Origin of the sequence: Autumnicola lenta, from assembly GCF_031846515.1 — a bacterium.
GTDB lineage: Bacteria > Bacteroidota > Bacteroidia > Flavobacteriales > Flavobacteriaceae > Autumnicola > Autumnicola lenta.
This window is the reverse complement of record NZ_JAVRHO010000008.1, coordinates 133,543-149,064: the sequence shown is the minus strand read 5'-3', so window position 1 is coordinate 149,064 and position 15,522 is coordinate 133,543. Positions and strand designations below refer to the sequence as shown.

Genomic DNA, 15,522 nt, shown 5'->3' with positions numbered 1-15,522 from the left:
GATGGAATTTCTGCTTGTAATCATGTTTTTTTACCCTTCCGTCTTTATCAGCTTACGCTGATAAACCCACCTTCCCTTAAAAAAGGGAAGGAACCATTCCGCCAAAGGAATTTGTTTTTCGAAAATGAACCCCCAGAATTCTAAGATGATGCCTTAAAAATGGCCAATATCGGCACGGAGTCTGTAGAGTTTTGAATATTGTAAACTTTTGTTGTAAAGGCAATCTTTAAAAATGTTATATATCAACATATGGAAAAAATGAGAGAGATATCTTCTCTATATATTAAATTGATGCCTCTAAAATTTTAATTATCGATCCTTACCAGAATTTTGCGTGAGGGATAGGAGCGGCTACCGTGTAGCGCGGATAGCCCGGCCCGAAGGGCACGCCCAAATAAAAAATGGAATTAAATATATCATAAGTTCTTTTTAAAAAAGGATAATTACTCCCATAATCCTTATATTAATTCAAATAAAAACTGGATTTAGAGCTTTATGAAAATTGCGACCTATAATGTTAATGGGATTAATGCAAGACTGCCGGTCTTGTTGCGCTGGCTGGAATATTCCAAACCTGATATTGTCTGCCTTCAGGAATTAAAAGCTCCGGATGAAAAAATCCCCAAAAAAGCTATTGAAGATGCTGGTTATAGTGCGATTTGGTTTGGACAAAAGAGGTGGAATGGAGTAGCTATTCTGGCACGTGATCTGGAAATAAACGAAGTGCTGCGCGGACTGCCCGGTGACCCTTATGATGAGCAAAGCAGGTATATTGAAGCTTTGGTTGGCGATATTCTTATCGCCTGCCTGTATCTACCAAACGGAAATCCTGCTCCAGGACCAAAATTTGACTATAAGCTACGTTGGTATGAGCGACTGAGCGCACGTGCTGCGGAACTTCTTGAGATGGAAACTCCGGTAGTTGTAGTAGGTGACTATAATGTAATGCCTACTGATCTTGATGTTTATAAACCTGAACGGTGGAAGGATGATGCGCTTTTTAGACCCGAAGTGCGGCTGGCGTTTAAAAATCTTGTGGAGCAGGGATGGACTGATGCAATACGGAAGTTATATCCCGATAAAGTGATTTATACCTTTTACGATTACTTCCTGAATTCTTATAAACGTAACGCGGGTTTGCGTATCGATCATTTTTTACTGAGCCCGCAATTGGATGAGAGCCTTATTGCTGGAGGGGTTGATAAAGAGGTACGCGGGTGGGAGAAAACCAGTGATCATGTGCCGGTTTGGATCGAACTGAAATGAGGTTTAATTTTTGTTGCATTCACCTAAGTATGTAATTTAATTTGGATATTTAGATAAATAAAGATTCATTCTATTATCACTTTATTATAATAACTATGAGCTTTATTGGAAAAGAACTTTTAAACTTTCCTGTAAATTTTTTTCAATTTAAGAAATTGTTTTTCGAATAGGTGATATGAGAAGAAGGAAATAATAAAGAGGAGTATTAGTTCGATTAGCACTTTAAGAATCTTATTCTCTATGCCTAAAAATATATTACAAAATACAATTACGAATCCGCTGTACACGTACAATCCGTAAGTATATTTTCCTAAATATTCTGTAGTTCTGAAGACCAGAGATGTCCCTTGCCGTTCTAACGTGACTTTTATAGTGATAAAAATAAGTAGTACAAAATCTAAAGAAAGAAAAATATTAAATAGCATACTATAATCCACTGAAGCATATATAAGCGCTGATACCACAAAAAATAGTGGAAAAAGAATTTTACTCTTTAAAAATTTGTGGGATAATCGATTTTGAAAGTACAGATATCCTGCAGCCATACCGAAACTGAAATTAACTAAATGAAAAGAGACAGTTTTATATTGCTCCCAGCCAAAGTATGCGTCTGAGGCTGCATGTATGATATAAACTGTTAGGAGCACGAAAATTACATACCAGAAATTTTTCGTAAAGAATATACTGAGTATTAGAAATAAGAGATAAAACTGTTCTTCCACAGCTATGGACCAAAGAAATTTTAGAGGTAGGAGATATTGGTCATTATCATAATTAGAAAGAAAGAACCAGAAATACCATTCCTTTGCCGGAAGAGTTATTTCCACCTCAAAAATGCTTGCCAGAGCAGGTAAAACGAGTAGACTAAAGGCAAGGACAAGATAGTAGAGTGGAAAAATCCGTAGAACTCTACGTATAAAAAAATTTCTCTTTGAAAATTTAGAAGTTTTCTCGATTTCTAGATTAGCAAGGTACGTAAGGATAAAACTGGAGAGTACGAAAAAGAAATCGACTCCGAGAAAACCAAAAAAGAAAATGTCTGATGTATGGAAAAGAAATACCATAAGAAAAGCCAGAAATCTGAGGCTATCTAATCCGTCTATTCTCTTTTCCTTTCTCTGGTTTAATTCTTCCATTTTCTTATATCAGATTATATAAATTTCAACTAAGGAGAGGAATGAAAAATCATTTTTTCAGCTTTTTATAAAATCTTCAAAGTCTGTAAAGAAGGATTCCATCTTCAGCATATTCTCAGCAAGAAAGTTTTGAACTTTTGGCCAGTCGTCCTTACTATGAACACTTACATTATCCAGCTGAACATACACTCGGGAGACCGTTTTTCCTTCGGGTAGGAGGTAATTCTCTTCAAAAATTGCTTGGGGTAAATATTCAGCTTTAAAAATTTTTTTCAGTGAAGTCAGCTTTTCGTAATAGTATTCCTGTATAACGAGATCTGGCGAGCTAATGTCCAGAGAGACCTGTGCGATTTTCCTGTTAAAAGTAAACTTTAGCTGGACTTCTTTGACCTTTGTGTTGTACAGAATCCATTGTTGCTCATATTTTCTTCCGAAGCTTGTCCAGAATTCCTGATTTAGTTTTTTCGATTCTTCCCTGCTAAACATTTTTAAATAATTTTTTCCGAAGAAATTATTCACAAATTATATTAGATGAAATATGCTAGTAATATTCCCAAGATTACAATCGCAAGTTTGGATGCATTAAAGGTGTGATTCTTGGCAGATTCAAATAAAATTGTGGTAGAAACGTGTAAAAAGATACCAATAACCATTGCATTAATGTAAACCGAATACGGATTAAGAACTTCGAAGTTTTTGTGCAGCCAGCTTCCAAGTGGTGTCATTAAACCGAAAATTGTTAAAAAAAGAACAACCTTTATTTTGCTAATTTTCGACCTTATAAGGAAAACCGAAAGGATCGCCGCTACGGGGATTTTATGGATGACGACCCCGTGCAAAAGATGCCCGCTGTGATTAATAGGGAAACCTTCCAAAAGTGCGTGCAGGCTCAAACTTACCAGCAAGAGAACAGGAAAAGTACCGGTATCGTCATTGTGGTGCATGTGACCATGCTCTACTCCCTTGGAAACAAATTCCAGAATGATTTGGAGCAAAAGTCCCAACATTATAAAGATTCCGATTTCTGAAGAGCCGCTGGAATAGACTTCCGGCAATAATTCAAATACTGTTACAGAAAGCAGATAAGCACCACTAAACGAAAGTAATAACTGAAAAACAGTAGAGGAGGAGGGTTTTAAGAATAATGAAATTACGTAACCTGCAAAAACCGAAAGTAAGGGTAAAATATAAATCATTAATTTATTGAAGGAGTTTGCGTTCCTGGCCTAAAACTTTCAGCTTTGGACGTATTATTATAATGGACAAAATTAACGTATTTTTGCGGTTCTTTAAAAATGTGATATGGGAAATAATTTTAAGATGATCGCCAAGACCATGTTTGGTTTTGAACCTCTTTTGGCTAAAGAACTAAGAGAGCTTGGTGCAATGGATATAAAAGAAGGAACGCGAAATGTGAGTTTTACAGGGGATAATGGCTTTATGTATAAGGCAAACTTGTGTCTGCGGACGGCAATTAAGGTCTTAAAACCCTATAAAAGCTTTAAAATATATTCTGAAGAGGATCTTTACAAAAGTATTTATGCCCTGCCATGGGAAGAGTTTATGGATGTGGACGATACTCTTGCGATAGATGCCACCGTACATTCTGAAACTTTCACCCATTCTAAATATATTTCCTTAAAAACCAAAGATGCCATTGTAGATCGGTTTCGGGATAAATTTGGTAAACGGCCAGATGTGGACCTGGATTTTCCAACTTTGCGTCTTAATATCCATATTGAAGGGAACTTTTGTGATGTAAGTTTCGACAGTTCCGGACAGTCCTTGCACAAACGTGGCTACAAAACAGCGACAAACATCGCTCCTATAAATGAAGTTTTGGCGGCCGGCATGTTATTGCAGTCGGGATGGAACGGCCAAAGCGATTTTCTGGATCCTATGTGTGGTAGTGGAACCCTGCTAATAGAAGCTGCCATGATTGCGTGTAACATTCCCCCAAATTTAAACCGAAAGGAATTTGCATTTGAAAGGTGGAAAGATTGGGATGCGGATCTCTTCGAGAAGATTGAAGAATCTGTATTAAAGAAAGTTCGGGAATTCCATTTTACTATAAAAGGTTACGATACTTCCCCTTCAGCAGTGCATAAGGCAATCGATAATGTTGAAAACGCAAACCTTTCAGAATTTATTAAGATAGAAAGACAGGATTTTTTCGAGAGTGAAAAGGAGAATGACAGGCACCTGCATATGGTATTTAATCCGCCTTACGGTGAGCGTCTAGAAATCGATATGCCTGCATTTTACAAGAGGATTGGTGATACTCTAAAGCAGAATTATCCAGGGACACAGGCGTGGTTTATTACTTCTAACCTGGAAGCTATTAAGAATGTTGGTTTGCGACCTTCGCGAAAGATAAAAATGTACAACGGAGCTTTAGAATCAAGGCTTCTGAAGTATGAAATATATGAAGGTACAAAGAAGGTGCACAAACAGCAGGATTAAAATAAGTTTTGCGGTGTCTGGATAGGGTACATCTTCAATTGAGGTTAAAGTGTTTAATTTTAAGCACCTTTTTTTCTAAAGGTCGATAATTGGCATTTTGGAACGTCGGCCTTAACAGGCGAATTATGCCGTACTATATGAGACATCCGAACCTAAAAGAAAGCTATTTTTTGTAAAGTGGCAGCAAATAGGAAATGGTATAAGCATATCCCACGCCAAACTGACTGTCGTCGTAGGTGCGGTTAAAGCCCGGAATGCTCAAATTATCAAAACCGGAAGGCGTATTTTGACCTATTCGTCGTTTAAGCTGCACATTGGCAGAAAGAAAAAGGTTTTTTAGTACTTCTACCTTTATTCCTGCCATTAATTCGATCCAATTGGCTGTTAAACCTGTGGTTTCACCATTTTCCGGAGTTCTGGTGTCAGGATCAAAATAAGGAGTCGTTGTATAGATAGTGTATTCTTCCAATTCCTGGGAAAAAGTAGCGAAGCCATAGCGGATACCTACGAAAATGCTGTTCTGCATATCCTGCCAGTTGTTATATGCATTATAATCTGCTCCAATTTTGGCATAACTACCTGAAGAAGTTGCTCTTATCAATCCCTCATCAAAGGTTATTTGCTCATTGCCAATTTCAGCAGCAGCATAAAAACTGTCATACACGCGATAATCCCCTACCAGCTCAAAGCCACGATAATCTTCCTGAAATGCTGTACGCAAAAGTTTGCTAAGGTCCACGCCAACCCGCAACCCATATTTTTGCTCAAACTCAATACTATCCTGCGGTTGTTCCGTTTGTGCTGTTGCCTTGTTGAAACTTAACAACAGGATAATGCTAATAATAGAAAGATATGTGGGCGTTATTTTCATTTTCAACTTCTTCTTGTTCAATGACATAGTCTAAAATCCAGGCACCATCTTCACCAGGATCAATTCTGGCATTCAATCCTGAATAATTTATTTTAAATGAGCAGGCCCTATTAAGATAAATTTCCTCCCTGGCGTAGTAAAAATCAATAATGTCAGTATTATTCTGTTCTACCGGACTATCTGGATCCTCTTCTTCAGCATAATTAAAGGTAAACTCGTAAGAAGTAATATCCTGATCTGTTCTTAACGGAATTGCGATACTATCGCGGTTAACGTCCAGCATAAAAACTGAGGTATCTTCTACAGCTTTTATCCTCAGATTTATTGGAGCTTGCGGAGTTTCCCTGTCTTCAATATCATAAAATCTCATAACGAGTAGAGATGTAGTCTGGGTACTGGCCGGACAAATATCATCCCGCTGGCATCCTGCAAAAAGCAGAATTGAAGCCAAAGCGATAAAAATTGTTTTGGAATAAAATGATTTCATCTCTTATTATGTTGTTCATTAGAAAAGAATATCAGTTCTTTTCCGGCCGGTTTATCTCCTTTCCAAACAAACCACATTTTCCACGTGGAAGGTTTGGGGGAACATATCTACGGGCTGCACTTTTGTTACCTTATAATGTTCATCCAGCATTTCCAGATCGCGAGCCTGCGTGGCAGAGTTACAACTCACATACACGATCCGCTGCGGCAATATACCAATAATTTGGGCTACAACATCTTTGTGCATCCCGTCCCTTGGCGGATCGGTAATTATAACGTCCGGATTACCATGTATATTAATGAAATCCCGGGTAAAAACCTTTCTCATGTCTCCGGCGAAGAACTCTGTATTTTCTATGTTATTGCGTTCAGCATTTTCTTTGGCATCTTTAATAGCTTCGGGTACAGCTTCTACACCAATGACTTTTTTTGCTTTAGCCGCCACAAACTGAGCAATAGTTCCGGTGCCCGTATAAAGATCATATACAATTTCATCTCCTTTTAAATCGGCGAAATCTCTTGTGATTTTATACAATTCGTAAGCCTGTGCAGAATTAGTCTGGTAGAAAGATTTTGCATTTATCTTAAATCTAAGGCCTTCCATTTCTTCAAAGATATGGTCGCGGCCATGGTAACAGATCACCTCCTGATCATAAATTGTATCATTTCCTTTGGAATTGATCACGTACTGAAGGGAAGTGATTTCAGGAAACTCCGCAAGAATATTGTCCAGCAAAAGCTCCCTCTTTTCTTTATCTTCTTCAAAGAGCTGAAGCAGCACCATAATTTCTCCGGTGGAAGAGGTGCGAATCATTAATGTGCGCAAAAATCCTGATTGCTCCCGGGCGTTAAAGAACTGCATGTCATTTTCTGTAGCAAAAATCTTTATAAAATTTCTGATCGCATTACTGGGATCTTCCTGAAGATGACATTTTTTGATGTCCAGGATCTTATCCCACATTCCGGGGATATGGAAACCCAATGCATTTTTATTGTCAAAATCTTTCCCGCTCTGGATCTCTTCCATAGTAAGCCATCTGCTGTCACTAAAAGAGAATTCCATTTTATTCCTGTAGAAGTAGATTTCTTTGCTACCAAGAATAGGAGTCGTTTCCGGAAGTTCTACTTTGCCAATCCGGCGTAAGTTGTTTTCAATTTCCTGCTGTTTATACTCCAGTTGGTATTTATAGTCCATAAATTGCCATTTGCAGCCTCCGCAGGTGCCAAAATGCTGGCAAACAGGCTCGACCCTTTTACTGGAATATTCATGGAAATTAACCGCTGTACCCTGGTAATAGGATTTTCTTTTTTTTATCGTCTGGATATCTGCCACATCGCCGGGAACGGCATTATTAATAAAAACCACCTTCCCGTCTGGCGCTTTACCAATGCTTTTACCTTTTGCACCGGCGTCTATAACTTCAACTGCTTCAAAAAGCTTGTTCTTTTTCTTTCTACCCATGGCGCAAAAATAGGATAAAAGCTAAGATTTATTGGGGCTCATATTGAAAATTTCAGCAAACATTTAGTAATTTGCGAAGATTCAAAATCAGGATGATTTCTCTCCGATTTCCGATAAATTCAGCGGTACAAGAAGGAATTGAAGAAGTAAATGATATAAAAGAATTAGAAATGCCATTAAAGGAAATTAAATCTTCAGAAGAAGCAATTAAATTGGAAGACAAGCATGGAGCGCACAACTATCATCCGTTGCCGGCCGTTTTGAGTAAAGGTGAGGGAGTTCATGTTTGGGATGTTGAAGGAAATAAATATTATGATTTTCTCTCTGCATATTCTGCTGTGAATCAGGGGCATTGCCACCCAAGGATTATCGATGCGCTTTCTCAACAGGCTGCTAAATTAACGCTGACTTCAAGAGCCTTTCATAATGACGTCTTAGGACCTTTTGAAGAATATGCGACTGAGTATTTTGGTTTTGATAAGCTGCTGCCAATGAATACCGGTGCAGAGGCTGTGGAAACAGCTATTAAACTTGCCAGAAAATGGGCATATGAAACAAAAGGCGTACAGGAAACTGAAGCGCAGATCGTGGTTTGTGAAAATAACTTCCATGGAAGAACTACCACGATAATTTCGTTTTCTAACGATGAAGGCGCAAGAAAGAATTTTGGACCTTACACCCCCGGATTTCTTAAAATTCCTTACGACGATGTAGACGCACTGGAAAAGGTGCTTGAAGAAAATGAAAATATTGCCGGGTTCCTGGTTGAACCTATACAGGGAGAAGCTGGGGTATATGTGCCTTCTCAAGGTTATTTGGAAAGAACCAAGGCACTTTGCGAAAAGCATAACGTTCTGTTTATTGCAGATGAAGTACAAAGCGGTATTGCCCGTACGGGAAAATTACTTGCAGTAGACCACGAAAATGTAAAACCTGATATACTTATCCTCGGGAAGGCTATTTCAGGTGGTGTATATCCTGTTTCTGCAGTTTTGGCAGATGATAAGGTGATGAACGTGATAAAACCGGGTCAGCACGGTTCCACTTTTGGAGGAAATCCTTTAGCCTGTGCAGTAGCACATGCGGCGCTTGAAGTTATTCGTGATGAAAAACTTGCTGAGAATGCTGAGAAGCTTGGAGGTTTATTCCGAAGGTTGCTGGATGATTATATACGGGATTCCAATATTGTAAACGAAGTAAGAGGTAAAGGGCTTCTAAATGCAATCCTGATAAACGATTCTCCTGATAGTACTACTGCCTGGGATATTTGTGTTGCACTTAAGGAAAATGGTCTCCTGGCAAAACCAACTCACGGTAATATTATTCGTTTTGCACCACCATTGGTAATGAACGAAGAGCAGCTAAGGGATTGTGTAGATATTATTACAGATACACTAAAGCAGTTTGAAAAATAAAATGTTTCGGAATATGATTAAAAAACCCCGCCTTTCAGCGGGGTTTTTTAATCATCCAGTTATTTTTACTATTGTTGCCATGCTCCGGATTCTCTAAGAATCTCTTCCTGCATTTCCTGTATACCCTCAATTCCCCCGTATATTATTAAAACCACTACAATTACGGCAATGTACAGGACACTCACAACCAGTCCTATAATGCCTAATATTTTACCAGTTTTTACATTTTGATATCCCGTGTATAAATCGGGATTGGATTCATACACCTGTTGGGCTCTTTTGGCCATAACTATAGCCATAATTCCAAAAATTGCTCCTAAGACACCATAACAACAACAGCCAACAATTGAAAGTATTCCAAAAATAAGAACTAAAGTTGAATTTGGTAATTGTTCTTTTTCCATAATAAAATGGTTTAGTTAGTTGATTATTTGATTTATTTTATACAGATAACTCACGATCATAATAACAGCAGTGAAAATAATGAGACCTATTTTTACCGTGTCATCATGTTTAAATTTAAAGAAAAGATTCATAATAAGAAATCCAAAAAGAAATGCTAATGGATATATTGCGGGAAACATGTGGAAAGCCGCTGCAAAATCTCCCTTAATAAGTAGGGCTAATGCACGCTGGCCACCGCATCCATAGCACTCCAGTCCAAAGAGTTGCTTATTTAAACATGGCAGCATGTATTCCTCCATTATTGTTGCTTTTTAATCCTGATTTTCTTACTTATCTGTTTTTGATCTGAAGTGGTTATCCTTAAGATATATACCCCATCGCTGAGTCCGTTGGTGGAAAAATTGAATTCTTTCTCTTTTCCTGAAATTTTATGACTAAATATTTTGCTGCCTTTAAGGTCGAAAAGACTTACCTGATCGACGCCCGATTCTTTTAAAACCTTTAGCTGCAGTAGACCTTCAGCATTATTCTGAAGGATTTCAATACCTGCTTCCGGAAGAGCTTTTCCTTCAGCAGTAGTTGGGACATCTTTTCTGGCTGCGGGCTGCTCCACTTCTGTTTCTTCTGGTGGAGTTGCAGGCATGTTTAAGCCAAGGAAGAACCGCTGTTCGTATTCTCCTTTTGGAAGAACAACTTTATAGCTGTTCGTTTTTAAATCAGTCTGAATATTCTTTTCAGAATCAAATAGAAAAACTTTTTCCGGTTCAAACGCCTTTGTCGATTTTAAACTGAATACTATTTGCCCTTCCGAAGCCATATTTATAATTAGCGGAATTTTCTCTTCAGCAGGAAAAGGCATTACATTAATTAAATAGAAATCTTCATCAATAAACCATCCTGCATCCGAAGAAACCCTGTTTAGTGTAATGGCGTCCATAGCCCAATCTGCGTTTTTAGTAGCATCCTCATGAAAAGCTAGAATTAAGGGGCGTGTATAAAGATTATTTATTTCTACATCCAGACGGAGATTGGGAGTAACTTCTGTTACAACCGAGTTTTCTGATAGGCTCTTAAACTGGGAATTTTCACTGTTCTCTTTTTTGTAGACCCGGCTCTCGTTTGTAAAAGTCACATAACCATCTGCACTTCCAATAAGCATAAATCCCTGAGCAATAGGTGCAAATTCACGCGGAATTATATCTCCGGTTTCACCTGTAACCTCTAAAACATTTCCCTGATTTTGAAATTTTTTAAATACGGCCGGCACATAAGCGTTGGCACCGGGAGAATAGGCTCCGTAACCTCCTTCGTAATCTGACAAATAGTGAGAACGGCCATTATCCTTGGAATCCCAGAAATACGCAATTCCAGTAGTGTTAGGATTATCAAACAGAAAGCGTCTTAAGTGTATGGCGGAAGGGTAGGGATTTCCTACAAGGGCACTCTGATTTTCCATAATTCTCACCTGGTACTTTCCATCATTTGGCCGACCTCTAAAATCATAACGTTGTGCACCGCCTGGATTTGTCTGGATTCCATTAATAGTATTGGGATTCGTCCCGTTGGTGCCTTTCATGGTAAAGCCTTCACCGGGAAGGAGATCAAAATGATCACCAATAAATCTCCAGTCCATATAATCTGATCCCGAAAACTTGTGCAGCCAACGCCCGGCAATAGTTAGGGGGTCTGCTGTACCGTTAAGGTCTGATGTTACAAGAACTTTCTGACTCCTGGTTACACCCAGTGGTTCATATAGAATTTCACTTACAGCCTTATTTGCACTTGTATTTGCAACGGGAAGTGACCAGTAATTATAATCGAAAGCGTTGGAAGTGCCTTCCTGAAATAAAGATATTAAACCGTCTCCAGTGTTTTTGTTCTCTGCTTTTTCCCCTTGCAATAGTTGCGCCTCGCTTCTTAGGTAGAGACTGGCCTTTGTGCCTGGATTATAATTTCTTTTCAGAGTAATAGCACCTTCAACAAACACTATTTCGTTGTTAACATACATGTAGCTGTCTCCGGTCGCAGAAGGTGAGATGCTCAATTGCCCATAAGAGCAATTGTAAAAACAGAGGAAAAGAAAAAAGAGTACAGGTTTCATTTAAAGAAATTGACTCTAAGAAAGGTAGTAAAAAAAACACAATGGTCAATATTTCAAAAAGTTGATGCATGTAGAATTAAAACTGAGAAATTTATCAGCCATTAATCAGTCTTTGTAATTCCTTGTTTTTAGGTTATAGCTGTTAATTAACAACTTAGAATAGGTTAAACTCTTACTAAAGAGCAAATCAGAAGGATCTAATATTCTTTATTTTTGGTTTATATGAAGAAATAGGAACTTAAATAATTTAGGAATGGAGATATTCTTTTTAGTATCGGGGTTTTCCTTGGTTGTTCTATTGTCTGTGCTTTATGTACGGATCTTACTAGACAACAGGGAGCAGGAGAAATGGTTAAACAGGCAAATACCGCAATATAAAAGAAGAAAAATTCGTCTCTAAATATGACGAACAATTACCCATAGCGGAACTTTCCTTAGATATAGGGAGTGTACCGCTCTGGGTAATACTAGCACATGTATTTTATTTCCAATCATTTAAGATGCCGGAACCGCGACATCTTTCTCCTAATCATCTATTTTATTGAAACGTATTTTTTGAAATAATTTTATTTAAATATTTTCTCAGCTTCAGAAAATTATTTACTTATAACTTTGTAAAAATTTTATAAGCAACAAGCTATTTCAGAATAAAAAATATGACCAACGGGAATTCGCAGGTTTTGAATACGGTATTGATAATAATCGGCGGCGGACTCCTTATCTACGCTATCGCTGCAGATAATGCAAATCCATATTTTAAGATTGGAGGATTAATTATTATTATGATCGGCCTTTACCGGGCCACAAACCATTGGGCTGCAACAAAGGATGATCATAAAGAAGACGAAAATCAGGAGTAACATGGACTTTAAAAAAGGAGATAAAGTTGAATTGCTGGATGACAACCTGGAAGGTGTCGTGGTAAGCAATAATGGAAACATGATTGAAATTGAGACCAGCGAGGGTTTTAATATGGAATTCCTTGCTTCAGATCTTGTAAAAATCGAAACTCCCATAGAGGATTTCCAGGAAAACGTTGATTTTAATCAAATTCTGGAAGAGAAAAAGGTTCCGAAAAAGCACAACAGCCAGCGCACTAAACCTAAAGAAAGAAATGCCCCTCCAATGGAGGTCGATCTGCATATTCATAAACTCACCAAATCTGCACGTGGTTTATCCAATTACGAAATGTTGGATATCCAGTTAGATACAGCACGGCGGCAGCTGGAATTTGCAATGGAAAAGAGAATACAAAAAATTGTTTTTATCCACGGAGTTGGGGAAGGAGTCTTAAAAGCCGAACTTGATTATCTTTTTGGTCGTTATGCCAATGTGAAATTTTATGATGCTGATTTTAAAAAATACGGTCTTGGTGCTACTGAAGTATATATTTTTCAGAATGTGCGTGACTAATTTGTTTCTTCCCCTTCTTCTGTAGCATCCTCATCTTCAGGTTCCTCTTCATTTCCCTCATCTTCCTCATCGCCTCTGGAAAGGATAACTGCAATAGATTCATCGTAGAAGCCAAGGTTATATTCAACAAATTTAATTTCTTCTCCGCTACCATCTTGTTTTATCAGAGAAAAATCTCTTAGTTCTACATACGTTCTTATTCTCCTGTTCTGGATTACGTTCTCCAGGTATACAGGATTTTCAAGAAAAATAGCATTTTGACGGTCAAGGTAGTATGGGATATTTGCCGCATTCACGTATAAATTTGGAGTACTTCTGTTATCTTCATTAACTTCATTCCTGGTTGGTGACCCGTCTTCATCATCATCTGCATCCAGGAAGTTGGGGATACCATCTTCGTCGGTATCACGAAAATCCCGGTCATTTATCATAACTACAGGATCTCTGCTTGGATTTGTTTCCAGCCTCGTTGGCACGTTATCATTATCATCATCTATATCCAGATAATCGGGAATCCCATCTCCATCAGAATCCAGATGTTCGCCGTTTTCCAGGTCAAAACCTTCTATTAAGTTCGAAACACCATCGCCATCAGCGTCAGCATCGTTTGTTTCATCACGAAAAATGGTGGTAATTAAAATAACTCCTCTGGTGGAACTCTTGTATTCTTCCAGTACTTGTGGTTCACTGGGAGGTATATCACTACAAAAATAGGGATTGCTACTGGAAGTAGGAAGTGCATCATCATAGATGCGATAAACCAGTCGGTTAGTATTATTTAGCGGTATTTCCACAGATCCCGGACGGGTTCTTAATTTATTGACTTCAGAACTTATTTCATTTCCTGAAACTAAGAGAGACATAGATTCATATACATCTTCGCTGTTGGTGGCGAAAAGTACTTTTGTTTCACGTCCGCAAAGTTGCAGCTGACTGTCTTCCAGATCAAAACTTGTCACAATAATGTCTCCACTATCACACGCGATCATCACACAGCCAAAAATTATCAGGGCAAAAATCTTTTTCATTTTTAAAACTTTAAAAATTGGAACGCGATCTTTTGGATTTATGTTCCAAAACAAAAGTAGAGGAAATATAGATTTATAAGGAAGCTTCTTATAAATAATTTAAAATCCGCTATTTTTACAACCCATGAAAAAAGTATATTTAGATTCAGCAGCAACTACCCAAATAAGGGGAAAAGTCATTGACAGAATGAGTGTAGTGATGAAGGAAAATTTCGGAAACCCCTCATCTGCTCACAGTTATGGTAGATCATCTAAAACTTTAGTTGAACAGGCAAGAAAGACGGTTGCGTCTTTACTTAACGTTTCTGCATCTGAAATTATCTTTACTTCGGGAGGTACAGAGGCCGATAATCTGGTGCTAAATAGTGCTGTACGTGATCTTGGGGTAAAGCGAATAATTACTTCAAGGATAGAGCACCATGCGGTACTTTATACTGTAGAGCAGTTGCAAAGATCCTTCGGAATAGAAGTGGATTGTATAAAGCTGGACGGGAAAGGCAATGTCGTTTTGGAAGATCTCAAGCGTTTGCTGGCTGCTTCGGAAGAAAAAACGCTGGTGAGTTTAATGCACGTAAACAACGAAATTGGCAATAAAATCGACCTTAAAGAAGTAGCTGAAATATGCAAGGCAAATAATGCCCTTTTTCATTCAGATACAGTACAGTCTGTTGGACATTATCAACTCGACCTGAAGGAGATCCCAATAGATTTCTTGGCCGCCAGTGCTCATAAATTCCACGGACCAAAAGGTGTGGGATTTGCATTTGTAAGGAAAAACAGCGGACTAAAACCGCTTATTTTTGGAGGAGAGCAGGAGCGGGGGCATCGTGCCGGAACAGAAGGTGTACACAATATTGTAGGACTGGAGGAAGCTATAAAAATTGCATACGATAAACTTGAAGAAGAAAAAGCTGAAGTTTTAGCTTTAAAGAAGCACTTCATCGCTGCCCTAAAGAGTCAAATTCCGGGGGTGAAATTCAATGGTAATTGCGAAGACCCTGAAAGCAGCACTTACACGCTTATCAATATCTGCCTCCCGGTTTCTTCGGAAAAAGCGCTAATGCTGTTGTTTCAGTTGGATTTAAAAGGTATAGCTTGTTCAAAAGGCAGTGCCTGCCAAAGCGGAAGCAGCAAAGAATCCCATGTTCTAAGCGCTTTTTTAGCTGAAGAAGATTTAGCAAAGCCTTCTATCCGTTTTAGCTTTTCGAAATACAATACCACAGAAGAAATCGATTATGTTGTGGAGGTTCTAAAAGAGTTTATTGAAGCCTGATTCAATACAAGATCGATAATTGGCGTTTTTGAGGGCAGGCAGAAATCAGTCTTTACGCCAGACCTCACAGGTTTTTTAAAACCTGTGAGGTCTAACAAACCGAAGGGCGAAAATTGAAATTTTAAAGGTTAGGCTTTAGATGTTCAGAACTTTAAAAGATTATTTTAATTCTATTTCCGCTTTTTGTAGGTTTTATCCTCTTC

General features: G+C 38.3%; 16 protein-coding genes. 6 read left to right on the top strand and 10 right to left on the bottom strand.

Translation table 11 applies throughout. The annotated features are described in order from the left end of the window. Positions 1-495 precede the first annotated feature (495 nt). Positions 496-1,266 (top strand): exodeoxyribonuclease III, encoded by a 771-nt coding sequence (xth, locus tag RM545_RS07680; RefSeq protein WP_311494728.1) that lies wholly within the window; start codon positions 496-498, stop codon positions 1,264-1,266. 119 nt (positions 1,267-1,385) lie between these two features. On the opposite strand, the gene RM545_RS17630 is transcribed toward xth, so the two are convergent. Genes RM545_RS17630 through RM545_RS07670 form a run of 3 tightly spaced genes read right to left on the bottom strand, consistent with a single transcriptional unit; the run spans position 1,386 to position 3,598 of the window. Continuing rightward, the gene (locus RM545_RS17630; RefSeq protein WP_432264577.1) at positions 1,386-2,402 is read right to left on the bottom strand and encodes an acyltransferase family protein; all 1,017 of its coding nucleotides are present in this window, start codon (positions 2,400-2,402) and stop codon (positions 1,386-1,388) included. A gap of 57 nt (positions 2,403-2,459) precedes the next feature. Beyond that, positions 2,460-2,888, bottom strand: a complete 429-nt coding sequence (locus RM545_RS07675) for a DUF4268 domain-containing protein (RefSeq protein WP_311494727.1) — start codon at positions 2,886-2,888, stop codon at positions 2,460-2,462. 41 nt (positions 2,889-2,929) lie between these two features. Continuing rightward, a complete protein-coding gene (locus RM545_RS07670; protein WP_311494726.1) occupies positions 2,930-3,598 on the bottom strand; it encodes a ZIP family metal transporter in 669 nt (222 codons plus the stop codon). 106 nt (positions 3,599-3,704) lie between these two features. Between RM545_RS07670 and RM545_RS07665 the strand changes: the two genes are divergently transcribed. After that, positions 3,705-4,865, top strand: a complete 1,161-nt coding sequence (locus RM545_RS07665; RefSeq protein ID WP_311494725.1) for a THUMP domain-containing class I SAM-dependent RNA methyltransferase — start codon at positions 3,705-3,707, stop codon at positions 4,863-4,865. Positions 4,866-5,028: 163 nt separating this feature from the next. Here the strand turns inward: RM545_RS07665 and RM545_RS07660 are convergent, their stop codons facing one another. From RM545_RS07660 to rlmD, 3 genes are read right to left on the bottom strand one after another with little or no spacing between them, the layout of a single operon-like run. Continuing rightward, complete coding sequence (locus RM545_RS07660) at positions 5,029-5,736, bottom strand: DUF6048 family protein (protein ID WP_311494724.1); 708 nt, start codon at positions 5,734-5,736, stop codon at positions 5,029-5,031. Next, entirely contained in the window at positions 5,702-6,223 is a 522-nt protein-coding gene (locus RM545_RS07655) for a DUF6452 family protein (RefSeq protein ID WP_311494723.1), read from the bottom strand. Before RM545_RS07655 ends, RM545_RS07660 begins: the two co-directional genes overlap by 35 nt. A gap of 51 nt (positions 6,224-6,274) precedes the next feature. Then, the gene (gene rlmD, locus RM545_RS07650; RefSeq protein ID WP_311494722.1) at positions 6,275-7,684 is read right to left on the bottom strand and encodes a 23S rRNA (uracil(1939)-C(5))-methyltransferase RlmD; all 1,410 of its coding nucleotides are present in this window, start codon (positions 7,682-7,684) and stop codon (positions 6,275-6,277) included. 170 nt (positions 7,685-7,854) lie between these two features. On the opposite strand from rlmD, the gene rocD reads away from it, so the two are divergent. Then, positions 7,855-9,099 carry an ornithine--oxo-acid transaminase gene (gene rocD, locus RM545_RS07645; RefSeq protein WP_311494732.1) on the top strand — a complete coding sequence of 415 codons (1,245 nt, stop codon included), beginning with the start codon at positions 7,855-7,857 and terminating at the stop codon, positions 9,097-9,099. A gap of 68 nt (positions 9,100-9,167) precedes the next feature. On the opposite strand, the gene RM545_RS07640 is transcribed toward rocD, so the two are convergent. The 3 genes from RM545_RS07640 to RM545_RS07630 are packed head-to-tail and all read right to left on the bottom strand — an operon-like array spanning position 9,168 to position 11,548. Next, entirely contained in the window at positions 9,168-9,503 is a 336-nt protein-coding gene (locus tag RM545_RS07640) for a CCC motif membrane protein (protein WP_311494721.1), read from the bottom strand. Positions 9,504-9,518: 15 nt separating this feature from the next. Then, positions 9,519-9,803, bottom strand: a complete 285-nt coding sequence (locus RM545_RS07635; RefSeq protein ID WP_311494720.1) for a DUF2752 domain-containing protein — start codon at positions 9,801-9,803, stop codon at positions 9,519-9,521. Continuing rightward, positions 9,803-11,548 (bottom strand): T9SS type A sorting domain-containing protein, encoded by a 1,746-nt coding sequence (locus RM545_RS07630; protein ID WP_311494719.1) that lies wholly within the window; start codon positions 11,546-11,548, stop codon positions 9,803-9,805. The genes RM545_RS07635 and RM545_RS07630 overlap by 1 nt, the downstream gene beginning before the upstream one ends. 713 nt (positions 11,549-12,261) lie before the next feature. On the opposite strand from RM545_RS07630, the gene RM545_RS07625 reads away from it, so the two are divergent. Beyond that, positions 12,262-12,465 carry a hypothetical protein gene (locus RM545_RS07625; protein WP_311494718.1) on the top strand — a complete coding sequence of 68 codons (204 nt, stop codon included), beginning with the start codon at positions 12,262-12,264 and terminating at the stop codon, positions 12,463-12,465. A gap of 1 nt (position 12,466) precedes the next feature. After that, complete coding sequence (locus RM545_RS07620; RefSeq protein WP_311494717.1) at positions 12,467-13,018, top strand: DUF8465 domain-containing protein; 552 nt, start codon at positions 12,467-12,469, stop codon at positions 13,016-13,018. On the opposite strand, the gene RM545_RS07615 is transcribed toward RM545_RS07620, so the two are convergent. After that, on the bottom strand, positions 13,015-14,046 hold the full coding sequence (locus RM545_RS07615) for a hypothetical protein (RefSeq protein WP_311494716.1): 1,032 nt from the start codon (positions 14,044-14,046) through the stop codon (positions 13,015-13,017). The genes RM545_RS07620 and RM545_RS07615 overlap by 4 nt on opposite strands. A gap of 124 nt (positions 14,047-14,170) precedes the next feature. Between RM545_RS07615 and RM545_RS07610 the strand changes: the two genes are divergently transcribed. After that, positions 14,171-15,319 (top strand): cysteine desulfurase family protein, encoded by a 1,149-nt coding sequence (locus tag RM545_RS07610; RefSeq protein WP_311494715.1) that lies wholly within the window; start codon positions 14,171-14,173, stop codon positions 15,317-15,319. Positions 15,320-15,522 lie beyond the last annotated feature (203 nt).